The sequence below is a fragment of the Ideonella sp. FW305-24 genome (assembly GCF_058788035.1).
This window is the reverse complement of record NZ_JBYTAI010000004.1, coordinates 346,373-369,308: the sequence shown is the minus strand read 5'-3', so window position 1 is coordinate 369,308 and position 22,936 is coordinate 346,373. Positions and strand designations below refer to the sequence as shown.

Sequence of the window (22,936 nt, the reverse complement as noted above, 5' to 3'; positions counted from 1 at the left end):
ACCAGTTGCATTGAAAGGCGCGGCGCACTACATTGCGGTCCATCGAGTTTGCAACCCGTTGCATAAAGCCGCCACCCATGACCACCACCGCCTACCCTCACCTGCTTCAGCCCCTGGAACTGGGCTTCACCTCGCTGCGCAACCGCGTGCTGATGGGCTCGATGCACGTGGGCCTGGAGGAAGCGCCACAGGGATTCGAGCGCATGGCAGCGTTTTATGCCGAGCGGGCGCGCGGCGAGGTGGGGCTGATGGTGACCGGCGGCATTGCGCCGAACGAACGAGGCCGCCCGATGCGCGGTGGCTCGATGCTCACCACCGAAGAGGAAGCCGAGAAGCACCGACTCGTCACGCGAGCGGTGCATGCCGCAGGCGGGCGCATCGCGATGCAAATCCTGCATTTCGGGCGCTATGCCTACCACCCGACGCTGGTCGCACCCAGCGCGTTGCGGGCGCCGATCAATTCATTCACGCCGCATGCGCTGAGCAGCGAGGAAGTGACCGAAACGATTGACGACTTCGTGCGCTGCGCGGCGCTGGCCCAGCACGCCGGCTACGACGGCGTGGAGATCATGGGCAGCGAGGGCTACCTGATCAACGAGTTCGTCGCCGCCTGCACCAACCAGCGCGGCGACGAATGGGGCGGCAGCTACGAGCGCCGCATGCGCTTCCCGGTGGAGATCGTGCGCCGCGTGCGCGAACGGGTCGGCGCCAACTTCATCATCGTCTACCGGCTCTCGATGCTGGACCTGGTCGAAGGCGGCTCGTCGCTGGACCAAGTCATCCAGCTTGCCAAGGCCATCGAGGCGGCCGGCGCCACGATCCTGAACACCGGCATCGGCTGGCACGAGGCCCGTGTGCCGACCATCGCCACCAAGGTGCCGCGAGCCGCGTTTGCCTGGGTCACGCAGCGGCTGATGGGCCAGGTCAACATCCCGCTGGTGGCGACCAACCGCATCAACACGCCGGAAGTGGCCGAACAGCTGCTGGCCGACGGCTTCTGCAACATGGTCTCGATGGCCCGCCCGCTGCTGGCCGACCCGCATTTCGTGCGCAAGGCGCGCGAGGGCCGGGCCGACGAGATCAACACCTGCATCGGCTGCAACCAGGCCTGCCTGGACCACACCTTCGGCGGCAAGATCACCTCCTGCCTGGTCAACCCGCGTGCCTGCCACGAGACCGAGCTGATCGTCACGCCGACGGCAGCGCCGAAGCGCATCGCCATCGTCGGCGCCGGGCCGGCCGGGCTGGCCTGCGCCGTCACCGCGGCCGAGCGCGGCCATGCGGTCACGCTGTTCGAGGCCGGGCCGGAGATTGGCGGGCAGTTCAACATCGCCAAGCAGGTACCGGGCAAGGAGGAGTTCCACGAGACGCTGCGCTACTTCCGTCGCCAGATCGAACTGCAGGACGTGGCGCTGAAGCTGGACACCCGCGTGAGCGCAGCGCAGCTGGCTGCGGGCGGCTTCGACGAGGTGGTGCTGGCGACCGGCGTGACGCCGCGGGTGCCGGACATCGCCGGGCTGGACCATCCGAAGGCGCTGGGCTACCTGGACGTGTTGCGCGACCATGTGCCGGTTGGCAAGCGGGTCGCGGTGATCGGCGCGGGCGGCATCGGCTTCGACGTGGCCGAATACCTGGTGCACGAAGGCGACGGCGAAGCCCCGTCGCCACAGCGCTTCCTTGCCGAATGGGGCGTGGACACCGCCTACTCGCGGCCCGGCGGCCTGAAGGCACCGCAGGTGCCTGTGCCTGCGCACCAGGTCCACCTGCTGCAGCGCAAGGCCAGCAAGGTGGGCGAGCAACTGGGCAAGACCACCGGCTGGATCCACCGCGCCGGGCTGAAGGCGCGCGGCGTGGAGATGGCGGCGGGTGTGCAGTACGAGCGCATCGACGACGAGGGCCTGCACCTGCGCATGGACGGCGAACCGCGCCTGCTGCCGGTGGACCACGTGGTGATCTGCGCCGGCCAGGAGCCGCAGCGCGAGCTGCTGCCGGCGCTGCAGGCGCGCGGCGTCACGCCGCACCTGATCGGCGGTGCCGACGTGGCGGCCGAGTTGGACGCCAAACGCGCCATCCTGCAGGGCACGCAACTCGGCGCCGCCCTTTGAGCGCACTTTGAGGCATTTCAATCCAACAGGAGACAAGCGATGACAGCCCCCACCCATCTGCAAGCCGCAGCCGCCCGCTCGCTGGCACATTGGCACCGCATGATTGCGGCCCAGGACCTGAGCGGGCTGGACGAGATCGTGCACCCGCAGGCGGTGTTCCGCTCGCCGATGGCGCACCAGCCTTATGCCGGCGCACCGGCGCTGAAGCTGGTGCTGCGCACGGTGGTGCAGGTCTTCGAGGACTTCGAATACCACCGCCAGTTCGCCAGCGACGACGGGCTGGACGTGACGCTCGAATTCAGCGCCCGCGTGGGCGACAGGCAGCTCAAGGGCGTGGACCTGATCCGCTTCAACGCAGAAGGCCTGATCACCGAGTTCGAGGTGATGGTGCGCCCTGCGAGTGCACTCCAGGCGCTGGGCGCCGAGATGGGCGCGCGGCTGGGCCAGCACATGCCGGCCTTCAAGGCGCCGCGCTGAACTCAGGCTGTCAAACGCAGCCCAGGTTCTCCACCTGCTCGGTGAAACCGGCCACGATGTGCTCGACGTAGCCGTCGCGGGTCTCGAAGCGGGTGGCGTGCACGCCGTCCGGGTCCTGCACGGTCAGCGTCCAGTCCTTGCCGCCGCCGGTCTTGCTGGATTCGGTCTTCAGGCGTTCGCCATACAGCGCCTGCACTTTGGCCAGCGTGTCGCCTCGGCGAATGCCGTCTGCGGTGCTCATGCCGGGCTCACGTGTGTCGATGCGGCGCAGCGTGCCGCCTTCCATCAGGAAGCGCAGCTCGGGGTATTGCTGGGCGCGCAGGTAGAAGCATTGCGCGTCCGGCGCGTTGTCGGGCAGCTTGACGGTCTTCTCGCCGAGCGCGGCGCGAATCTGGAAGGTGTCCATGCCCACGCGCACCGGGCCGACGCCATCTGGCCGCAGCGTGGGCGGCGCGCCGGCCGCTCCGGCCAACGGCGCCATTGCCACCAAGGCGCCGAAGGCAAGCGCTGCCGCAGCAGCCTGGGTGACCGGGCGATGGGACTTGAAGGAAATCTTGTTCATGGGCGACTGCTCCTGTTGGCGCCAAGGCGCGGTCCCAGCAGGATGCGCGCCGCGCCCGCCCCCGCTGCGTAGGACTTGACCGCGTCGGCACCTTGGGCGATGGCCTACCAGGCCCCGGCATCGCTGTAACAAAGCTCAATGCTGCACCGCACCTGGCCGATCTTGCGCAGGACGGCAGGTCGCGAGTGCCCTGCTACGTCATCGCGCAGGCCAGGAGGCATGTGAGAGGGAGCGTGACCAGGGCGCCATGACCACGAAGACGCCCGGTCGCGCCTGCGCATTTGCCGCTGGCCTGCAGGCTTCACGCCTGCAGGCCCTGTTTTTCGGCCTCAGCCAAAAGTAGGGCCTCTCACCCCGCAGCCTGAGGGGTGCGCGCCGGCCGCGCGGCGCCGATCATGGGCCTGCCCACCGACTGGATTGCAGGAGCCCGCCGTGATCGCCTCATCGCTTGCTGTCAACGTTCCGAGTGCCATGCCAAACGCCTTGCTGGCTTTCGGCGGCGCGCCGCTGCCCGTCCCCAGGCCGCGGCCGGCCCTGCAGCTGGAAGACGCCAGCGGCACTTGCGAGGACAGCCAGTTCGTCGCGCTGCTGTCCGCCTACCGGCACTCCGGCGGCCTGGCACGGGAAACCCAGCTGAGGCCTGCCGTTGCCGGCAGCGCCGAGCTGGTCCGCTTCGACTGGTCAGGCTGGACCTGGCTGCCGATGTTCCAGTTCAGCGCCGGCGGCATTTCCCTGCGACCCGAAGTGCAGCGCATCCTGGCCGAGCTGCCCAGGGCACTGGACGGCTGGGGCCGGACCCAGTGGTTCGCCTCGCCCAACGCCTGGCTGCGCCATCGCCGGCCGGTGGACCTGCTGGACGGCCGGGCCGACCTGGTGGCCGAAGCTGCGCGCGTGGACCGCTTCATCGCGGGAAGCTGAGACAGCTCACCAGCACCAGACCAGGCCTACAGACACGCAAGACCAGGGACGACAGACGCCTCGCGGCCTCGGCGGCACAGTGAGCCCATGCGCTGCGAACCCCGCGGCGCCGACTCAAAGGAGATCATCATGAACAAGGACCAAGTGCAAGGCCGTGTCGAAGACGTCAAGGGCAAGATCAAGGAAGCCGCCGGCAAGGCCGTGGGCAATGATCGCCTGAAGAACGAAGGCCGCGTGGACCAGGTTGCCGGCAAGACCCAGGCCACCGTTGGCGACGCCAAGGAAAAGGTCAAGGACGCGATCGATCGCATCTGAGCGATTGACCTGACCCGCATTCGCTGGCCCTCGGCCGGCGCCTGACGGACTCGCCCCCGCGGCGAGCACAGGGCCCCCAGGCCATTGGCGTGGGGGCCCTGTTGCCTTGGGCCCTGTGGCCCTGTGCTACCTGCCGCCGCGAATTTCCTTCGCCAGCAGCGGCGCGCCATACACCGTCTCCAGCGCCTGCAGGATGGCATCGATGTGGACCGCCACGGCGCGGGCCGATTCGTCACGGTAGAGGTAGCGGCCGCCGAGCGAGGCGAGGTTGCCGTCGAAGATCAGGCCGACGAGTTCGCCCTTGGCGTTGACCACGGGCGAGCCGGAGTTGCCGCCGATGATGTCCGCGGTGCTGACGAAGTTCAGCGCAGTGCGGGGGTTGAGCTTGGCCCGGGCCGTGGCCACCGGAGTGGACAGCGTGAAGGGCATGCGGTCGTCGAAGCTGTCGGCGCGGTCCAGCAGGCCGGACCAGGTGGTCTTCCACGGGGTGCGGATGCCGCGTTCGCTGTAGCCCTTGACCGTGCCGTAGGACAGGCGCAGCGTGCCGGTGGCGTCCGGCGGGACGTTGGCGCCGCCCAATGCGTAGCGGGCCTGGCCGATCATCGCGGCAGCCTTTTCGGCCGGGGTGTCCAGCGCTTCTTCCTTGAAGTGGGCCAGCGCCAGCCTCTGCGGCGCCAGCGTGCGAGCCAGCACGATCATCGGGTCGGTCGAAGCTTCGATCGCCGCCTGGCCGCCACGCATCAGCGATTCGCGCACGGCTGGGTCGGCCAGCTGGGTGCCGCGCACCAGGCGCTGGGCGGCGGCCTCGGGCGTGTCGCTGCCCAGGGCAGTGGCCACGAAGGGATGGCTGTCGCCCAGCACCTTCTTCGCCTCGCCCAGCGCCCAGGCCAAGCGCACGGTTTCCAGCTCGGGGTAGAACGGCGCCTTGGCGCGCAGCTTGCGCTCGTTCTGCACCAGCTCGCTGTCGCGCCAGGCGGCCAGGCGCTGGTCCTCAGGCAGCGGGCGCTGCTGGGCCAGGTCCACCAGCAGGCCGGCCAGCGACAGCAGGCTGCCGTAGGTGTATTCGGTGGCGGTCAGTTCATCGAAGCGTTCGGCATGGCGGGCGACGCTGGCTTCGACCAGGGCCCACGGGTCGCCGGGCAGGTTGCGCTGGGTCCAGGCAGCGCGCAGCCGGGCTTCTTCGGCCTCCTTGCGGGCCATCACCTCCGGGTCGCGCAGGGCCGCGTATTCGCCGCGTTTGGCCTTCAGGCGGTTTTCGACGCCGGCAATCGCGTCCGCCGCCTGGCGCGCGGCCTCGGGCGAGCGCTTGGCGTACGCGTGCAGCAGCGCCTGCTGGGCTTCCAGGCGGGCCAGCGTGCGAGGGTAGTCCACGTCACGGGCAAAGCGCAGCTGGGCCTGCGTGCGCAGCCGGTCGGTGCTGCCGGGGTGGCCGGCAACGAAGACCAGGTCGCCCTCGGCCAGCGGCTTGCTGGCCAGCTTCAGCACGCCGCTGGGCTTGGCGGGCTTGCCGTTTTCATAAACGCGTGCCAGCGCGAAATCCAGTGCAAAGCGCGGATAGACGAAGTTGTCGTCGTCGCCGCCGAAGTTGGCGGCCTGGGCATCCGGCGCGAAGACCAGGCGCACGTCGTCCCATTCCTTGTAGCGGTACAGCGCGTAGCGCGCGCCGCCATAAAGCGCCACCACCTGGCAATGCAGCCGGGTGTTTTGCTGGCAGTCGCGCTCCAGCTTGGCAATGACGCGCTTGCGGGACTGGTTGCGGGTCGCGTCGTCGTCGGCCGCGGCAGAGGTGGCCAGGCGCAGGCTGTCGCTCACGTCGTCGCTGGATTGCAACACCTTCAGCACCGTGCCCGGGCAGCGCAGTTCCTCGGCCTGCGTGCGCGCCAGGAAGCCGTGGCCGTCCAGGTCGCGCTCGGGTGTGGAGAGCCGGGCGATGCAGCCGCGCGCCACATGGTGGTTGGTCAGCACCAGGCCTTGCGACGACACGAAAGAGGCCGAGGCCCCGCCGAAGTTGACCGCCGCCTTCTGCAGTTGCTGCAGCCAGCGGGCACTGAGCGCCACACCATGCTGCTGCTGGATCGCCGCCAGCGGCGGACTGTCGAAAGTCCACATGCCTTCGTCGGCAGCGGCGGCCAGGCTGGCCAGCGCCAGCAACGAAGCGACGGCGGCAGGCAGCAAGCGGGTTGAAAGAGAGCGGCGAGGCAACGAATGGGCAGCAAGAAGTCGGCTGGTCATGCGCAAAAGACTGTGGCAGCGGTCAAACGGTCAGTCTACGCCGGGCGCCGGATGCGGATAAGCTTGGCACATCCTCATGCCTGAACCCTTGCCCCCGCCCGCCCCGCTGGAACCGCCGCCCGAGCGGGATGCGCGCTTTCCGTCGGCCGTCGGTGCGGTCTGGTTGATGCTGGTGCTGATGCTGCTGCAGGCCCTGATCGGCGAGGCCTTGTACGGCGCCAGCCAGGACCTCGGGCTGGCGGAGCCTGAGGTCACGGCGCTGGTGCTGATCCTGTCCTACGGGCTGCTGTTCAGCGTGCTGCTGTACCGCAAGGGCATTGGCTACGGCGCGCTGTTCCATGCCGGCCCGAGCTCGGCGATGGCCACGCTGGGCGTCACCGCGGCACCGCTGCTGCTGATGACGCCGGGGCTGGTCATGGGCATCTCGACGCTGGACGACATCCTGGTCCGCCTGGTGCCGCTGTCCAGCCACGACACCGAATTGTTCAAGCGCATGAGCGACACCTCGCTGTCCACCGTGCTGACGGCCTGCCTGATCGCCCCGGTGCTCGAAGAGCTGCTGTACCGCGGCGTGATCCTGCGCAGCTTCCTGGCGCAGTACGCCGCCTGGCCGGCCATCGTCGGCTCGGCCGTGCTGTTTGGCGTGGCGCACCTGAACATCTACCAGTTCATGGTCGGCCTGCTGCTGGGCGTGTTGACCGGCTGGTTGTACGAGCGCACCCGCTCGGTCGGCCCCGGGCTGCTGCTGCACATCGCCTACAACAGCTTGATCACCTGGCTGGCCAGCGACAGCACGCCACCGCCGCCCGGCAGCGATGGCGACATCGGCATGGGCTGGTGGGTGCTGTCCTTGATCCTGATGGGGGTGGGCCTGCGCTGGCTGGTGCGGCTGCTGTCACCACCGGGCACGGCTCCTGCTCGCGATGTTGGCTAGCATGGTCCGAGGCTGCGGCCTCGCCGCATTCCCAGGACCTTGAAAGACATTCGCCCGATGACCACCCGCCCTTCGTTCCCCATGTTTTCCCAGCGCTTCCTCGCTGGCGCCAGCCTGATGGCCAGCTTGATGGCCGGCCTGATCGCCTGCCTCGGCAGCGCACGGGCCGCCGAGCCGGCACCGGTGATGGCCTGCGACCAGCAGGGCTCGCTGCCGGCCATGCCGCCCATCGCGCCCAAGCCGATCCAGATCCACGAATGCGCCAGCTTCAGCGGCGGCGCCATGGCCGCGCAGGTCGGCAAGAGCTGGTGCGAACAGGCCAGCCATGCGCCCTTCGAAGGCGCGGTGCCGCCCAAGGTCACGATGCTGGCCAGTTGCGCTCCGGGTGCGCTGGCCAAATGCGACGTGACGACGCCGGGCGGCGACGTGGTGATTTCGCGCCACTACTACCTGGCCGATGCAGGCGCCGGCGGGCTGGAAGGCCTGCGCAAGACCTGCGAAGGCTCGGGTCGTGCCGTGAAGGGCATGACCCCCGGCAAATGGACCCAGTTCTGATGCACCCGATCCTGATCACCTCTTGAAGGAGCCTCGCGGATGGTGGAAGCCCATGTGCTGGTCGGTAATCCCCACACCCGCAAGGCCACGCTGCTGCGCTGCCTGACCGGCTGTTTCAACCGCAACGTGCGCGACATCGCGCTGCACGGCGGCGGCCAGGTCAAGCTGTATGTGCGGGTGGCCGCGCTGCAGGACTCGCGCACCGATCCAGCCGAGTTCATCAACGAGGTGGCGCGCAGCCGCTGCCAGCAGGTGGCGTTTTCGCTGTGGCCCGAAGCCCATCCGCATGACAGCGAACGGCTGCCGGATGCGCAGGCCTACCTCGCGGCATTCCGCAGCGCTGGCTGGAAGATCAGCAAGGTCGCGGTGCTGGGCGCCCATCCGCTGCGGCTGGACCTGAAGAGCGGCGTGGCGCAGTTTCCCAATGTGCTGCACCAGCCGGTCAACAGCTCGGCCCAGCTGATCCGCCAGCACTTCGGCTGGCAGTGACGCCCGGCTGAGCCAAGAACGCCCGGGATGAACCGGGCCGACATCAAGGCGCCCAGGCGTTCTCCACCGCCCAGCGCGTGTCGTTCAGGTAGCTGCCCGAGGTGTTCCAGTCGCTGCCACCGGTGCCGTCAGCAATCCAGACTTCGGCAGCGTAGTGGCGCAGGTAGCGGTTCGGGAAGTTGCTGGCCGAGAAGCGCGTGCCGCTGCTGCCGTCCGGCGTGCCTTCGGCGCAGAAGGTCGCATCGGCGCGGTAGAGGTCCGAGTCCTCCAGCGGATCGCGGCGCACGCGCGAGTTGCTGTGGCGCAGGTACTCGCCAGGGAAGTTGCGGGACTCGAACGAGTAGCAGCTGCCATCGGCCAGGCCGGTCACGATGTGCCAGGTCGCGTCCAGCTTCAGCGTGTCGCTGCTGTCGGCAGCCACCACTTCGGTGAAGGCCAGCCCGTCCTGGTGCCGCACGTAGCGGTTGTCGTAGCCAGGCGTCAGCACCCGCAGCGAATGCATGTCGCCCGGATTGATCAGCACGCTGCTGCGCCACCAGCCGGTGGCCTGCGCCCAGGAGGCATCGGCGCGGAAGCTGCTGCTGTCCTCGAAGGCATTCAGCCAGAGCTCGGCATTCATGTGCCGCAGGTACTGCCCCGGCAGGTTCTTGGACTCCAGCGACAGCCCGCCGCCGCCATTGAGCGCCTTGCGCGGACAGAAGGTCGCGTCGCCGCGGAAGCCTTCGCTGTTGTCGCTGGCGTCGATGCGCAAGCGGTCAGCCGCGTGGCGCAGGAACTGGCCGGGCAGGTTCACCGCCTCGAAGGACAGGCAGCTGCTGTCGGCCAGTCCGTTGACCACCTTCCAGGAACTGTCCTGCTTCAGGCCGGCGGGGCTGCCGGCGTTGACCACGTCGGTCACGCCCAGGCCACTGTCGCCATGGCGCAGGTAGCGGTCGGTCACGCCGGGGCTCACGGTTCTGAACGAGTACGAGCTGCCCTTGCGCAGGTAAGGCACGCCGGCGATCAGCGCCTGGTGCGCTGCCTTGACGCGCGCGAAGTCCATTTTCTGGACCTGGCGGTCATAGGTCAGGAAGCCGTTGAGCTCGTCCTCCACGTCGGAGATCTCGGTGTAGACCGCCGCACTCAGGCCCTTGGACGCCGAGAGCTCCCGCAGGCTGTCGACCTGAGCCGCGTAGACATTGGTCAGCGTCGCCGAGTCTGGATAGAGGTTGTAGCAGCAGGTCGAATCCGGGTTCCACATGTGGCCGTCCACGCGCAGGCCGTTGCCACCGAACTCGCCCAGCACCGAGATCCGGTTGGCTTGCCAGGCCGGGGCAGACGGGCCGGGGTAGTCGTGCAGGTCGATCAGGTCGCCGGCACCCGAATCGCCTGGGGCGAAGTTGATGCCCGAGTGGGTGTTGATCAGCCGGCTCGGGTCCCAGGCCTTGAACATGTTGGCCATGCCCACCATGTCGAAGTCGCCCCAGCTTTCGTTGAAGATGACCCAGGTGACGACGGCCGGTGAAGAGCGGTGCTCGTCGACGATCTCCTTGTCCTCGGCCTTCACGCGAGCCTGCACGTCGGCATTGCTTTCGGCGTCCCAGGCGTGTGGCATGTCCTGCCAGACCATCAGGCCCAGCTTGTCGGCCCAGTAGAACCAGCGCTGCGGCTCGACCTTGATGTGCTTGCGCACCATGTTCATGCCGAGGTCCTTGATGGCCTGCAGGTCGGACTTCAGTGCGTCGTCGGTCGGCGCGGTGTAGAGCCCGTCGGGCCAGAAGCCCTGGTCCAGCGGGCCGTACTGGAAGACGTACTGGCCGTTGAGCAGCGGCCGTGGCACGCCGTCCACGGTGCCGATGCTGATCGAGCGCATGCCGAAGTAGCTGCTGACCTCGTCATGCACCTTGGCGCCGGCCTTCTTGCGCAGCCGCACCTTCAGGTCGTAGAGGAAAGGATCGCTGGGCGACCACAGGTGTGCGTTGGGCACCGGCACGGTGAATTCAACGTCGCCCACGCCGCTGCCAGTGCCGACCTTCTTGCCGCCGGAGGACGCCACGGCATCCACCACCAGGCCGTCCAGGTTGTCGCCGCGCACGATGATGCGCAGCTGCTTGTTCGGCAGGTCCGGCGTCATGTCCAGCCGGGTGATGTGGGCCTTGGTTACCGGCTCCAGCCACACCGTCTGCCAGATGCCGGAAGTGGGTGTGTAGAAGATGCCACCGGGGTTCAGCGTCTGCTTGCCCAGCATGTCGTCGCCGGTGGTCGGGTCGAAGGCGCCGACCACCAGTTCGTTGTCGCCGCTCTTCAGGTAGGGCGTGATGTCGAAGCTGAAGGCGTCGTAGCCGCCGCTGTGCTGGCCGACCTGCTGGCCGTTGACGTAGACGGTGGCCTTGCGGTCCACCGCGCCGAAGTTCAGCTTCACGTGCTTGCCGGCCCAGCCGGCCGGCACCGTGAAGCTGCGGCGGTACCAGAGGTTGCGCTCGTTCATGCGCTGGATGCCGGAGAGGTAGGACTCCACCGGGTACGGCACGCGGATCTGCTCGGGCTGGGCCGGGAAGGCCGGCGCGGTGGCGGGCGGGTTGTCGGCATCGGGCGCGGCGGCGCCGCCGGTATAGCTCCAGCTGCCGTTGAGGTTCAGCCAGTCGGTCCGCGCGACCTGCGGACGCGGGTATTCGGGCAGCGGAACCTCGGCCTGCTGCGCGGCGTCGGTCCACGGCGTGGTGAGGCGTGCAGTGGGCGCCTGTGGCGCAGAAGCGGTCTTGGCCGCCAGCGCCTGCATGCGCGACGCATCGGCGGCAGCGGCATCCTCGTCGTCGCCTGCTCCGCCACCGCAACCGGCGGCCAGCAGCGGCAGCGTCAAGGCGGCCAGCCAGTGTCTCAATCTCAGGTCCATCTTGTCTCCTGTCGTGTGCCGGACGACTCGCCCCATGCGGTCGTCACTAATAATTTGCTAATACTCAGATTATTAGTAAACGGGCGATGGCGACACCAGCGAAACGATGTAAGCGTTGGTATGTGGCGGTTTGCCGGCAGCGAGCTGCGGCCAGAGGCATTGGCATGACCCGCGCGGCAACGGGCACGCGCCGGCAGTCAGCCGATCAACGCGGCTTGGGCGGCGCCACAGTGGCGCGTGCCACCAGGCTGCCTTCGACCTTGTGCCGGCGCTTGCGGCGCGCCGGGTCTGCCACTTCGGCCAGCAGCATTTCCACCGCCAGCCGGCCCATCTCGTAGTCCGGCAGCACCAGCGTGCTCAGCGCCGGCTTGGTGTGGCGGGCAATCTCCTGGTCGTCGTAGCCCATCACCGAGACGTCTTGCGGCACGCGCAGGCCCAGCTCGTGCAGCGCCTCCAGGCAGCCCACGGCCATCAGGTCGTTGGCGCAGAAGATCGCCGTGGGCGGCGGCTCCTGGCGCATCAGCAGCAGCGTGCACTCGTGGCCGGAGGCGACGTGCCAGTCGCCCTCGCGCACCAGCTTGCGGTCGAAGGCAATGTCGGCACTGGCCAGCGCGCGGCGGTAGCCCAGCAGGCGGTCGTGCGCGGCGTCCATCCACGGCTCGCCGTTGATGAAACCAATGCGGCGGTGGCCGGCATCGATCAGGCATTCGGTCGCCACCTGGCCGCCGGTCACCTCTGAGGGTTCGACCGACGAGATCGTCAGCGCCGCCGGCGGCGTGCCCTCGTCCACCGGGTGGCAGTTCAGCAGCACCGTGGGCACGCCGGCCAGCGGCGCCGGCAGCGTCACCGCGCGGGTGAAGATGGTCGAGTAGACGACGCCCAGCAGCTGCGGGTTGGCCAGCATGGTGGCCAGCACCGCGGCCTCGACCGCGCTGCTCGAGCGCGTGGCGAACACGCAGACCAGCGCGCCCTGGCGCCAGGCCTCGTCCTTCGCACCGTCGATGGACAGCGCCGCATGCGGACTGGTCGAGACCTCGTCGACCAGGTAGAGGATCAGCCCGGCTCCGGCCCCCGCGCTCGCCGGCACGCGCCTGGCCGCAGCGGCCCGCCGCTCGGGCTTGCGCTCAGGCAACTGGTAGCCCAGCTCGGCAGCCACGCGAGCCACACGGGCCCGGGTTTCCTCGGCGAGCTGCGTGCCGGTCATGCCGTTGAGCACCAGCGAGACGGTGGACTGCGACACGCCGGCCTGCGTCGCGACATCGGTCATCGTGACGCGCCTGGCGGCACCGCGCCTGGCAGGCGTTTCGGGACGGGGCGCGCCAGCGCGGGCGGCTTTGGCTGGCATGGCGATGTGGGGCGATGAGACCGCGCGTATGTTACGGGCAGCTGGCGCGCCAGCTGTTCAGCCCGCCCGCCTCAGCGTGCGCAGCACCTCGGCATGCAGCGCATCCACCGCGCCCGAACCCGCCGACGCGCGGCTGCGCACCACCGCCACTTCCACTGAAGGCAGCGCCGGCAGGCCGTGCTTGTCCTGCAGCAACTGCAAGCCGGGCGGCAGGCAGCAACGCGTCAGCACGGCCACCGCGAGCCCGCTTTCCACGGCGGCCAGCTGCCCGGCCAGGCTGGCGCTGTTGTAGGCCACGCGGTAGGCGCGGCGCTGGGCGTCCAGCGCGGCCAGCGCATGCTTGCGCACGAGGCTGCCGACCTCGTAGGTGGCCACCGGCAGCGGGTCGCGCCGCCAGGCTTCGTGCTGCGGCGCGCCCACCCACACCAGCGGCTCGCGGAACAGCGGCGTGCCGCGGTTGGCCCGGTCGCGCGAGACCAGCGCCAGGTCGATCTCGCCGCGCGAAATCTTCGGCAGCAGCGAGGTGGACTGCTCGCAGACCAGCGTGATCTCCACGCCGGCATGCCGCGTGGCAAAGCTGCGCAGCACCGGCGTAAGGTAGGTGGCGGCATAGTCGTCAGGCACGCCCAGGCTGACGCGGCCGCTCAGCGCCGGGCCGTGCAGCGCCGCCTGGGCCTGCGCATGCACTTCCAGCAGCCGCCGCGCATGGCCCAGCAGTTCGAGGCCGGTGGGCGTGAGTTCGATGTGGCGCGGCCCACGGTTGAGCACCGGCCGGCCCACGGCGTCTTCCAGCTTCTTCAGCTGCATGCTCAGCGCCGACTGCGAGCGGTGCACCAGTGGCGCCGCGGCGGTCAGGGAGCCGGCGTCCACCACCGCGACAAAGGCGCGCATCCAGTCGAGTTGAAGGTCGGCGGCAGGCATGCGGGGCAAGCTCATGTATTCGGTTTTCGAATGCTAGCAGCCAAAACAATGCGCTTGTTGGCTGGCTGGCAGGGCCGAACAATGGCTCTCACCATGCGCTCATCGAACCCCGGCACCGCTGTTTCACCTTTGCCGAACCCGGCCCTTCCCCAGGCCTTGCAGCGCGAGCGCCAAGGCGTGCTGCTGATGGTGGCCGGCGGGCTGCTGCTGGGCAGCATTGGCGGCTTTGTCGAAGAGGCCGGCCAGGACCCGTTGACCACCGTGTGGTTTCGCTGTGCGTTCGGCATGCTGGCGCTGCTGGCCTGGGGCGCGGCCAGCAGTCGGCTGGCGGAACTGCGGCTGCGAGGCACGGCGCTCGCAGTCGCGCTGGCCGCCAGTGCGCTGATGCTGGGCAACTGGGCGCTGTTCTTCGCGTCCATCACGCGCACCTCCATCGGCGTGGCCACCGTGGTGTTCCACGTGCAGCCGCTGTGGGTGCTGGCGCTGGGCGCATGGTGGCTGCGCGAGCCGGTGTCATGGCGCCAGGCTGCTGCCGCGCTGGCGGCACTGGCCGGGCTGGCGCTGGCCACCGGGCTGCTGGACGCTGGCGCCACCGGCCACCTGCAGCAGCCGGGCTACTTGAGCGGCCTGGCCATGTGCCTGGGCGCGTCGCTCTGCTACGCCGGTGTGACGCTGATCGCCAAGCAGGTGCGCGGCATCAGCTCGTTTGCGCTGGCATGGTGGCAATGCGCGCTGGGCACGCTGGCGCTGCTGGCCTGGCCCGTCCTGCACGGCTGGCCGGCGTTTGGCCGCAGCTGGGCCTGGCTGGCTGGCCTGGGCGTGATCCACACCGGGCTGGCCTACGTGCTGCTCTACGCCGGCATGGCGCGCCTGGCCACCAGCCGCATCGCACTGCTGCAGTTCGTGTACCCGGCTGCGGCCATCGTGATGGACTGGGCCGTGTACGGGCACGCGCTCAGCGCGGTGCAGCTGGCGGGCGTGGCGCTGATGGCGGCCGCGTTGACCGCTGCGCGGCCCGGCGTCATGCGCGCCTTTTGCGCTCGACCGAAACCGGCAACCCCAGCAGTTGAGAAACAAGCAATCTCGCGTTCGACTGCATCGCGGCAATCGCCTTGCGGTCGCCAGACAGGTGCTTGATCAGGCACTGCTGGAAAATCCCGTCGAACATCGCGTAGGCCACGTTGCTGGGAGCGCGCAACGGCGCGCCGGCAAGGCTCGACATGCGCGTGAGGACGCGCCAGATCATCTTCTCCAGGCTCGCTTCAATCGCCGCCACATCGGCGCGAAAGGCCTCTTCAAACAGCGACTGCGAACGCAGGTCATACCAAAGCCGGTGCATCGGCGCCTCGTCGCGCACGGTCTGGCCGAGCGCAGCGACAAAGCCATCGAGCAACTGCTCGAAGGTGGTCGAGGTGGTGGTGACCGCGTCGTAGCGGGTCACGCAACGCGCCTTGTATTGGCGAACGCTGCAAAGGATCAGGTCGACCTTGTCGGTGAAATAGTAGTGCAGCACGCCGTGCGAGAACTCGGAGTTCTGCGCAATCTCGCGCAGGCTCGTGCGCGCGTAGCCGAGTTCGGCCAACGTCTGCAGCGCCGCCTCGCCGAGCTGCGCACGGCGTTCGGTGAACTTTTCGTCGCGCGGTTTCGCGCGGGGGGCTGCGAGTTTCTCCATGCCATGAATTGTAGGAAGGAAGCGCGCCGAAAGGCCAGCACCTCTCGGTGCAAACCCGCGATCTTGACAACTGTCAAGGATAAATCTTGACACTCGTCAAGGCCACTCCTAGCATCGAATCGCGCTCTTTGACGAGCGTCCAAAAACAGCAGGAGACAAGGCAATGACGAAGTTCGACTTGACCGGCCGCAAGGCCCTGGTCACCGGAGGCGCGCGCGGCCTCGGTGAAGGCATGGCACAGGCACTGGCCGCCGCCGGTGCTTCGGTGATGATCGGTGACGTGCTCACCTCGCTCGGCCGCGATACCGCCGGCAAACTGACCGCGGACGGTGCGAAGGTCGGCTTCGTGAAGCTCGACGTGACGCAGGAGGCCGACTGGGAAGCCGCCGTGAAGACCACCATCGACACGCTTGGCGGCTTCGACATCCTGATCAACAACGCAGGCATCGAGGTCACGGCGCTGGTCTCGGAGATCGATCCGGATCAACTGCGCAAGATGCTGGACGTCAACATCGTCGGCACCGCTCTCGGCTTGAAACACGCGTTCCGCGCGATGCGGCCGAACGGCTCGGCTGGCAAGGGCGGCGCGGTCGTCAACCTCTCGTCGGTCGCCGCGACGATCGCGTTCCCGGCCATCGCCGGCTACTCGGCGACCAAGTCGGCCGTCGACCGCCTGACGCGCGTGGCCGCGATGGAGGCCGGCAAGCTGGGCTACGGCGTCCGCGTGAACTGCATCTATCCGGGGCTGGTGCCCACCGAGATGGGCATGAAGCTCGCCGCCGATGTGGTCGCGGCAGGCCTGTTCTCTTCGCCCGAGGCTGCGGTGGGCGCGATCATCGAACAGACGCCCTCGGGCCGCCTCGGTGAGGTTGCCGACATGGCCGATGCGGTCGTGTTCCTGTGCTCGGATGCGGCGCGCTTCATCACCGGCGCAGGGCTGCCGGTCGACGGCGGCATGGGCATGTAAGCCTCACAAACAAAGGACGAGAAAACCATGAGCAAGAACAAGAAACCCGTGGTCGTGTACGGCGCTTCCGGCTACACCGGCCGGCTGGTGTGCGAGTACCTTCGCGAGTACGGCGTGCCGTTCATCGCAGCGGGGCGCAGCGGCGAGAAGATCCAGGCAGCAATGAAGTCGAACGTCGCGGGCATCGAGACGGCCGACTACGAAGTCGTCGAGGTGATCCACACCGCCGAGGCGCTAACCGAGCTGTTCCGCGGCGCCTCCGTCGTGCTGAACACCGTCGGCCCGTTCTCGAAGTACGGCCACGAGGTCGTGCAGGCCTGCCTGGCCGCGAAGTGCCACTACACCGACACAACCGGCGAACAGGACTGGCTGATCACGCTGGACGACGAATACGGCGCCAGGTTCGCCGCCGCCGGCCTGCTGCTTTCGCCCGGCCTCGCCCAGATGTACACGACCGGCGAGATCGCCGCACAACTGTGCCTCGAAACGCCCGGCCTCGACACTTTGGACATTGCGGTCTTCTGGGGCGGCAGCCCGACGATCGCGTCGACGCAGACCATCCTCGTCAACGCGGCCACCTCGAAGGCCTTCTTCCTGGAGCAGAACAAGCTCGTCGAGTGGCAGCCGGATGCGGGCCTCTACAACGTCACGATCCCCGGCCAGCACGAAGCGGCGCTCGCATTGCCGTGGGGTGGCACCTCGCACCCGGTCTGGTTCCGCAAGGATCCCCGCGTCTCCAACGTCAAGGTGCTCGGCGGCGTCTTCAACAAGCCCTTGATGCTGGGGGTGCCGCAGATCGTCGCGGCGGCGTTGAAGGCGACCGAAGGCATGAACGACGAGGACCGCTACGTCGCCCTTTCGAAAACCGCCGCGAGCGTGATGAACACGATGCCGCCGCGCGAGAACCCACGCATCAACAAGTCGGTCGACTCGGTGCACGCACAGGGGCCGCTGGCACGCGCGCACTGCGTGATCTACGGCAACTGCAACTACAAGCAGACGGGGCTGCTGCAGGCCTTCGCCGCGGCCTCGCTGCTGCAGCAGGCGCCGAAGCGGGTTGGTTTTGCGTCGGGCTGCCAGGCGTTCGGGCACCGCGAGTTGCTCGGCGCGCTGCGCAGCTTCGGGCTGGTGCAGGCGCCCATACTGACCGTGCACAAGTGATGCATCAGGTCGCGGCTGGCCGATTGCCGGGCCGCCCCACGCCGGCCCGCATCCCCTCGGGGGATCGGCCGGTGTACTCACCGGACAAGGGGCTCCATTGAGACTGATCGACTACCTGGACAAGGGCGCATCGCTCGGCGAGGGCGCGCCGTGCCTGACGATGGGCACCACCGACCTCTCGTACGGCGACGTGCAGCGCTTCAGCCACCGCGTCGCGCGCGCGCTGCAGCGCTCGGGCATTCACGCAGGCGACAAGGTTGCCGTGCTGGCCAGCAACGACGCGACCGCGTTCGCCTGCGTGTTCGGCATCTCGCGCGCCGCTGCGGTGTGGTGCCCCGTCAACCCGCGCAACGAGGCCGCCGAGAACAGCTTCGTGCTCGACGCGTTCGACTGCAGCTGCCTGATCTTCGCCAGCGCCTACGCACCCATGGTCGAGCAGATGCGCGCGAAGCTGCCGAAGGTGAAGCTGTTCGTCTGCCTCGATCAGCCGTGGCCGTTCGCGGTCTCGCTGGCGCAGTGGCTGGAAGGCATGAGCGACGAGGCGCTCGATGTGCCGGTGGTCGACGATGTCGCGATGATCGCCGGCACCGGCGGCACGACGGGCCAGCCCAAGGGCGTGATGCTCTCAGGGCGCAACCTCGAGACCATGAGCGCGCTGACGCTGATGGGCTACCCGTTCGACGGCCGCCCGACTTACCTCGCGCTTGCGCCGCTGACGCATGCGGCCGGCGTGCTCACCTTCCCGGTGATGGCGCTGGGCGGCCGCGTCGTGATCATGCCGAAGCCCGATCTCACCGACTTCCTCGCGCTGGTGGAGAAGCACCGCGTCACGCACACCTTCCTGCCGCCAACGCTGATCTACATGCTGCTGCAGCACGAGAAGCTGGCGGTGACCCAACTCGATTCGCTGCAGTGCTTTTGGTACGGCGCTGCGCCGATCTCGGCCGCGCGGCTCGAAGAAGCGCTGGCGAAGATCGGCCCGGTGATGGCACAGCTCTTCGGCCAGACCGAGGCGCCAATGATGATCTCGATGATGGCGCCGAAGGACCACTTCAACGCCGACGGCTCGGTCGCGCAGGCGCGCCTGTCGTCGGCCGGACGCCCCGGCCCGCTGGTGCAGGTTGCGACCATGAACAGCGAGGGCGAGCTGCTGAAGACGGGCGAGACCGGCGAGATCGTGATCCGCAGCTCGCTCGTGATGCTGGGCTACTACCGGGACGCGAAGGCCACCGAAGAGGTCGGCCGCTTCGGCTGGCACCACACCGGCGACATCGGCCGGCTCGACGCTGACGGCTTCTTGTACATCGTCGACCGCGCCAAGGACATGATCATCACCGGCGGCTTCAACGTCTACTCGGTCGAGGTCGAGCAGGCGCTAATGCAACACCCCGATGTGCAGGACAGCGCGGTGATCGGCCTGCCCGACGACAAGTGGGGCGAGAAGGTCGTTGCGGTGCTGCAGCTGCATGCAGGCCGCAGCGTGCAGCCCGAAGAGATCGTCGCGTTCGTGAAGGCCCGCATCGGCAGCGTGAAGGCGCCGAAGCTGGTCGAGATCTGGCCCGACCTGCCGCGCTCGAAGGTCGGCAAGGTGATGAAGAAAGACATTCGCGCCGAGATGCTGCAACGCATGCCGGAGCCACATTGAAGGACGCCATGTCGAACAAGGCATTCATCGCAGGGATCGGCATGATCCCGTTCGTCAAGCCCGGCGCGAACGAGCCGTATCCCCAGATGGCAGCAAAAGCGGGCCGACTTGCGCTGGCCGACGCCGGTGTCGAGTTCGGCGCCTTGCAGCAGGCCTACGTTGGCTACGTGTACGGCGACTCCACCGCGGGCCAGAAGGCGGTCTACTCGCTGGGCATGACCGGCATTCCAATCTTCAACGTCAACAACAACTGCTCGACCGGGTCGACCGCGCTGTTCCTTGCGCGGCAGGCCATCGAGTCGGGTGCGGCCGAATGCGTGCTGGCGCTTGGCTTCGAGCAGATGAACCCCGGCGCCATCGGCACCGTGTTCAACGACCGGCCAAGCCCATTCGAGGATTTCGACCGCGAGGCCGCAGAACTCGTCGGCATGCCCGATCTGCCGCTCGCACTGCGCTACTTCGGCGGTGCCGGCCAAGCGCACATGCGCAAGCACGGCACGCCGCTCGAAGCTTTCGCGAAGGTGCGCGCGAAAGCCAGCCGCCATGCGGCGCGCAACCCGCTCGCGCTGCTGCGCAAGGAACTTTCGGTGGACGATGTGATGAACGCACCGATGCTCTGGCCCGGCGTGCTGACACGCCTGATGGCCTGCCCGCCGACCTGCGGCGCAGCGGCGGCGGTGCTGGTGTCGGAAGCCTTCGCCAAGCGCAATGGCCTGCGCACCGACGTGTTCATCGCGGCGCAGGCCATGACCACCGACCGGCCCGACTCGTTCGAGAGCCACGACATGATGAAGCTGGTCGGGTACGGCATGAGCCAGGCTGCAGCGAAGCAGGTCTACGAACAGGCCGGCATCGGTGCCGAAGACCTTGACGTGGTCGAGCTGCATGACTGTTTCGCGCAGAACGAGCTGATCACCTACGAAGCGCTCGGCCTGTGCCGCGAAGGCGAGGCCGCTGCGTTCATCGACGCAGGCGACAACACTCATGGCGGCAAGGTCGTGACCAACCCGTCGGGTGGACTGCTGTCGAAGGGACATCCGCTCGGTGCGACAGGGCTGGCGCAGTGCTACGAGCTGACCCACCAACTGCGGGGCACGGCCGAGCAGCGCCAGGTACCGCTGGCACGCACCGCGCTTCAACACAATCTAGGCCTGGGCGGGGCCTGCGTCGTCACGCTCTATCAGTCGGCGTGATGCCCGCCCCCCGCGCCAGCTCGAAGCCCTCGTCCAGCCAGCCGGTGATGCCGCCGATCATCATCTTCACCGGCCGGCCCAGCTTCGCCAGCCGGGCCGCGCCGCGATGTGCGCCGTTGCAATGCGGGCCGGCGCAATAGGTGACGAACAAGGTGCCCGCCGGATAGCCCGCCAGCTTGCCTTCGGTCAGCTTGCCGTGCGGCCAATGCAGCGCGCCAGGCACATGGCCGGCGGCATACAGCTCGGCGTTGCGCACGTCCAGCAGCACGAAGCCGGGCTCGGGCCGAGACAGTGCGCCGTGCACGTCCCAGCAGTCTGTCTCGAAGCGCAAGGCGGCTTCGAAGTGGCGCAACGCTTCGTCTGAAGCGGCCGCGGGGATGGCGGTCACAGGGTTGGTCATTGCCAGGTTCCGGGTTGGTTGAAGACAGTCTCAGTGTGCGCAGCAGATGGCTTCCGGCCCAGTGGCGCCTGCGACAGTCTCCGGCAACAATGCGCCAATGCAGGACCACCTCGTCGCCGCCCTCGCCTACGACCAGCTGTGCACCTTCGAGTTCGGCTGCACGGTGGAGCTGTTTGCACTGCGGCGTCCGGAGCTGGGCGTGCCCTGGTACGACTTCAAGGTCTGTGCGGCCGAGCCTGGCCCGCTGCGCGCGGCCGGCGGCATCCAGGTGCTGGCGCCGCATGGGCTGCGCACGCTGGCCCGCGCCGACACCATCGTCATCCCCGGCTGGCGCGGTGCGGACCAAGCACCACCCGAGCCGCTGCTGCGTGCACTGCGCCGCGCCCATGCACGCGGCGCGCGGCTGTGCAGCATCTGCTCGGGTGTGTTCGTGCTGGCCGCAGCCGGCCTGCTGGACGGGCTGACCGTCAGCACCCACTGGCGCTACGCCGAGAAGCTCGCCGCGCGCTACCCGGCGCTGAAGGTGGACGCCAATGCGCTGTACGTGGACCAGGGCCGGATCCTCACCTCGGCCGGCTCTGCCGCAGGGCTGGACATGCTGCTGCACCTGGTGCGGCGCGACCACGGCGTGCGCGTGGCCAACCAGGTGGCGCAGCGCCTGGTGCTGCCGCCGCACCGCGATGGCGGCCAGGCCCAGTTCGTGCCCCGGCCGCTGCCCAGCGACGAAGGCAGCCGCGTGGCCAGGCTGATGGACTGGCTGCGCGCCAACCCGCGCCTGCCGCACACGCTGGCCAGCATGGCGGCCGAGGCGTCGATGAGCCCGCGCAGCCTGCAGCGCCAGTTCCAGGCGGCCAGCGGGCTGGGGCCGGTGGACTGGCTGATCCGCGAGCGCGTGGGCCTGGCCAAGGAGCTGCTGGAGACGCACCCGGAACGCGCGCTGGCCGAAGTCGCCGAACTGGCCGGCTTTGGCGCCGAAGAATCCATGCGCCGGCACTTCCGCCGGCTGGCGCAGGTCAGCCCGGCCGCTTACCGGCGGCAGTTCGCCAAGCCACCCTAAGGTGCCGCGCTGCGGCGCATCACACGCACCGGCTGGGCCTGGCTGCCATCGGCCGCGCGGGCGCGCAGCTGGCCGCAGCCACCGTCCACGTCCTGCCCGGCCGAGTGGCGCAGCTTGGTCAGCACGCCGCGCTGGTGCAGCTGGCGCGCCATCGCCGCGGCCTTGTCCCAGGCCGGCCGGCGGTACGGCAGCTCGGGCACGGTGTTGTAGGGGATCAGGTTCATCAGCGCGTACTTGCCCTGCAGCAGCCGCACGATGCCATCCATCTCCTCCTCGCTGTCGTTGACGCCGTCCAGCAGCGTCCACTGGTACTGGATGGGGTAGCCGGTGGCCCGCGCGTAGCGCTCGCCCGCGTCCACCAGGTCAGCCGGCGCGATGCGCGGTGCGCGTGGCAGCAGCTCGGCGCGCAGGTCGGCCCGCGTGCTGTGCAGCGACAGCGCCAGCGCGGGCTTCACCGTGCCCTGCGGCAGGCGCTCGAAGACGCGCGCATCACCCACGGTCGAGAACACCAGGTTCTTGTGGCCGATGGCGCCGCCGGTGCCCAGCAGCTCGATGGCTTCGAGCACGTTGTCCAGGTTGTGCGCCGGCTCGCCCATGCCCATGAACACCACCTTCTTGACCACCCGCTGGCGCCGCGCCAGCGCCACCTGGGCGACGATCTCGGCACTGCCGACCTGACGGATCAGCCCTTCCTTGCCTGTCATGCAGAACACGCAGCCCACCGCACAGCCCACTTGCGTGGACACGCAAAGCCCGTCGCGCGGCAGCAGCACACTCTCCACCGCCTGGCCGTCCGCCAGGTCCACCAACAGCCGCGCCGAGCCGTCTTCGCCCGGGTGGCTGGAGCGCAGGCTGACAAGGCCGTCCAGCTGCCGCTGCAGCGCCGGCAGCGCCTCGCGCAGCGGCTTGGGCAGGAAGTCCTCCACGCGGCGCTTGCCGGCGTCCAGCGGCTGGGCCTGAGCCCAGTGGCGCAGCAGGCGCTGGGCGTGCGCCGGCTGTGCGCCCAAGGCGGCGAACTGCTGGCGCAGCGCGGCGATGGTGTTGGGCAGGGACTGAGGCGGCGCGGCGGCAGGGGCGGACATGGCAACGGAGCAGGCAGGAACAGCCGCAAGTGTA

General features: G+C 68.7%; 21 protein-coding genes. 13 read left to right on the top strand and 8 right to left on the bottom strand.

Going from position 1 to position 22,936, the window contains the following annotated elements:
- The first annotated feature begins 77 nt into the window (after window positions 1–77).
- Together AC3WR5_RS13620 and AC3WR5_RS13615 are read left to right on the top strand one after the other, a co-directional pair.
- Window positions 78–2,105 carry a 2,4-dienoyl-CoA reductase FMN-binding domain-containing protein gene (locus AC3WR5_RS13620; protein WP_492485163.1) on the top strand — a complete coding sequence of 676 codons (2,028 nt, stop codon included), beginning with the start codon at window positions 78–80 and terminating at the stop codon, window positions 2,103–2,105.
- Window positions 2,106–2,144: 39 nt separating this feature from the next.
- Complete coding sequence (locus AC3WR5_RS13615) at window positions 2,145–2,582, top strand: nuclear transport factor 2 family protein (protein WP_492485162.1); 438 nt, start codon at window positions 2,145–2,147, stop codon at window positions 2,580–2,582.
- 10 nt (window positions 2,583–2,592) lie between these two features.
- Here the strand turns inward: AC3WR5_RS13615 and AC3WR5_RS13610 are convergent, their stop codons facing one another.
- A complete protein-coding gene (locus AC3WR5_RS13610) occupies window positions 2,593–3,144 on the bottom strand; it encodes a hypothetical protein (RefSeq protein WP_492485160.1) in 552 nt (183 codons plus the stop codon).
- A 471-nt stretch (window positions 3,145–3,615) separates the two neighbouring features.
- Between AC3WR5_RS13610 and AC3WR5_RS13605 the strand changes: the two genes are divergently transcribed.
- Window positions 3,616–4,062, top strand: a complete 447-nt coding sequence (locus AC3WR5_RS13605) for a hypothetical protein (RefSeq protein WP_492485158.1) — start codon at window positions 3,616–3,618, stop codon at window positions 4,060–4,062.
- A 129-nt stretch (window positions 4,063–4,191) separates the two neighbouring features.
- Complete coding sequence (locus tag AC3WR5_RS13600; protein WP_141290231.1) at window positions 4,192–4,377, top strand: CsbD family protein; 186 nt, start codon at window positions 4,192–4,194, stop codon at window positions 4,375–4,377.
- Window positions 4,378–4,503: 126 nt separating this feature from the next.
- Here the strand turns inward: AC3WR5_RS13600 and AC3WR5_RS13595 are convergent, their stop codons facing one another.
- Window positions 4,504–6,552: a S46 family peptidase gene (locus AC3WR5_RS13595; RefSeq protein ID WP_492485156.1), complete on the bottom strand. Its 2,049-nt coding sequence runs from the start codon at window positions 6,550–6,552 to the stop codon at window positions 4,504–4,506.
- A 145-nt stretch (window positions 6,553–6,697) separates the two neighbouring features.
- Here AC3WR5_RS13595 and AC3WR5_RS13590 point away from each other — a divergent pair, with 145 nt between their 5' ends.
- Genes AC3WR5_RS13590 through AC3WR5_RS13580 form a run of 3 tightly spaced genes read left to right on the top strand, consistent with a single transcriptional unit; the run spans window position 6,698 to window position 8,587 of the window.
- Window positions 6,698–7,543 (top strand): CPBP family intramembrane glutamic endopeptidase, encoded by an 846-nt coding sequence (locus tag AC3WR5_RS13590; RefSeq protein WP_492485154.1) that lies wholly within the window; start codon window positions 6,698–6,700, stop codon window positions 7,541–7,543.
- 57 nt (window positions 7,544–7,600) lie between these two features.
- Window positions 7,601–8,098: a hypothetical protein gene (locus tag AC3WR5_RS13585; RefSeq protein WP_492485152.1), complete on the top strand. Its 498-nt coding sequence runs from the start codon at window positions 7,601–7,603 to the stop codon at window positions 8,096–8,098.
- A 39-nt stretch (window positions 8,099–8,137) separates the two neighbouring features.
- A complete protein-coding gene (locus AC3WR5_RS13580; protein ID WP_141289424.1) occupies window positions 8,138–8,587 on the top strand; it encodes a hypothetical protein in 450 nt (149 codons plus the stop codon).
- 43 nt (window positions 8,588–8,630) lie between these two features.
- Here the strand turns inward: AC3WR5_RS13580 and AC3WR5_RS13575 are convergent, their stop codons facing one another.
- The 3 genes from AC3WR5_RS13575 to AC3WR5_RS13565 all read right to left on the bottom strand — a co-directional run bounded on the left by AC3WR5_RS13575 (window position 8,631) and on the right by AC3WR5_RS13565 (window position 13,725).
- Window positions 8,631–11,459 (bottom strand): AbfB domain-containing protein, encoded by a 2,829-nt coding sequence (locus AC3WR5_RS13575; protein ID WP_492485150.1) that lies wholly within the window; start codon window positions 11,457–11,459, stop codon window positions 8,631–8,633.
- Between the two features lie 205 nt (window positions 11,460–11,664).
- Complete coding sequence (locus tag AC3WR5_RS13570) at window positions 11,665–12,804, bottom strand: LacI family DNA-binding transcriptional regulator (protein WP_492485148.1); 1,140 nt, start codon at window positions 12,802–12,804, stop codon at window positions 11,665–11,667.
- Window positions 12,805–12,861: 57 nt separating this feature from the next.
- On the bottom strand, window positions 12,862–13,725 hold the full coding sequence (locus AC3WR5_RS13565; protein ID WP_492485486.1) for a LysR family transcriptional regulator: 864 nt from the start codon (window positions 13,723–13,725) through the stop codon (window positions 12,862–12,864).
- A gap of 93 nt (window positions 13,726–13,818) precedes the next feature.
- On the opposite strand from AC3WR5_RS13565, the gene AC3WR5_RS13560 reads away from it, so the two are divergent.
- On the top strand, window positions 13,819–14,862 hold the full coding sequence (locus tag AC3WR5_RS13560) for a DMT family transporter (RefSeq protein ID WP_492485146.1): 1,044 nt from the start codon (window positions 13,819–13,821) through the stop codon (window positions 14,860–14,862).
- Here the strand turns inward: AC3WR5_RS13560 and AC3WR5_RS13555 are convergent.
- Window positions 14,747–15,397: a TetR/AcrR family transcriptional regulator gene (locus AC3WR5_RS13555; protein ID WP_492485144.1), complete on the bottom strand. Its 651-nt coding sequence runs from the start codon at window positions 15,395–15,397 to the stop codon at window positions 14,747–14,749. The two genes, AC3WR5_RS13560 and AC3WR5_RS13555, sit on opposite strands and share 116 nt — an antisense overlap.
- A gap of 163 nt (window positions 15,398–15,560) precedes the next feature.
- Between AC3WR5_RS13555 and AC3WR5_RS13550 the strand changes: the two genes are divergently transcribed.
- The 4 genes from AC3WR5_RS13550 to AC3WR5_RS13535 all read left to right on the top strand — a co-directional run bounded on the left by AC3WR5_RS13550 (window position 15,561) and on the right by AC3WR5_RS13535 (window position 20,363).
- Entirely contained in the window at window positions 15,561–16,364 is an 804-nt protein-coding gene (locus AC3WR5_RS13550; RefSeq protein ID WP_141288737.1) for an SDR family NAD(P)-dependent oxidoreductase, read from the top strand.
- Between the two features lie 27 nt (window positions 16,365–16,391).
- Window positions 16,392–17,525: a DUF5938 domain-containing protein gene (locus tag AC3WR5_RS13545; RefSeq protein WP_141288738.1), complete on the top strand. Its 1,134-nt coding sequence runs from the start codon at window positions 16,392–16,394 to the stop codon at window positions 17,523–17,525.
- Window positions 17,526–17,622: 97 nt separating this feature from the next.
- A complete protein-coding gene (locus AC3WR5_RS13540) occupies window positions 17,623–19,170 on the top strand; it encodes an AMP-binding protein (RefSeq protein ID WP_492485141.1) in 1,548 nt (515 codons plus the stop codon).
- 8 nt (window positions 19,171–19,178) lie between these two features.
- Window positions 19,179–20,363: a lipid-transfer protein gene (locus tag AC3WR5_RS13535; RefSeq protein WP_492485139.1), complete on the top strand. Its 1,185-nt coding sequence runs from the start codon at window positions 19,179–19,181 to the stop codon at window positions 20,361–20,363.
- Here the strand turns inward: AC3WR5_RS13535 and AC3WR5_RS13530 are convergent.
- On the bottom strand, window positions 20,341–20,763 hold the full coding sequence (locus AC3WR5_RS13530) for a rhodanese-like domain-containing protein (RefSeq protein WP_492485137.1): 423 nt from the start codon (window positions 20,761–20,763) through the stop codon (window positions 20,341–20,343). The genes AC3WR5_RS13535 and AC3WR5_RS13530 overlap by 23 nt on opposite strands.
- A 97-nt stretch (window positions 20,764–20,860) precedes the next feature.
- Between AC3WR5_RS13530 and ftrA the strand changes: the two genes are divergently transcribed.
- A complete protein-coding gene (ftrA, locus tag AC3WR5_RS13525; protein WP_492485136.1) occupies window positions 20,861–21,820 on the top strand; it encodes a transcriptional regulator FtrA in 960 nt (319 codons plus the stop codon).
- On the opposite strand, the gene AC3WR5_RS13520 is transcribed toward ftrA, so the two are convergent.
- Window positions 21,817–22,902 carry an RNA methyltransferase gene (locus AC3WR5_RS13520; protein ID WP_492485134.1) on the bottom strand — a complete coding sequence of 362 codons (1,086 nt, stop codon included), beginning with the start codon at window positions 22,900–22,902 and terminating at the stop codon, window positions 21,817–21,819. The two genes, ftrA and AC3WR5_RS13520, sit on opposite strands and share 4 nt — an antisense overlap.
- Window positions 22,903–22,936 lie beyond the last annotated feature (34 nt).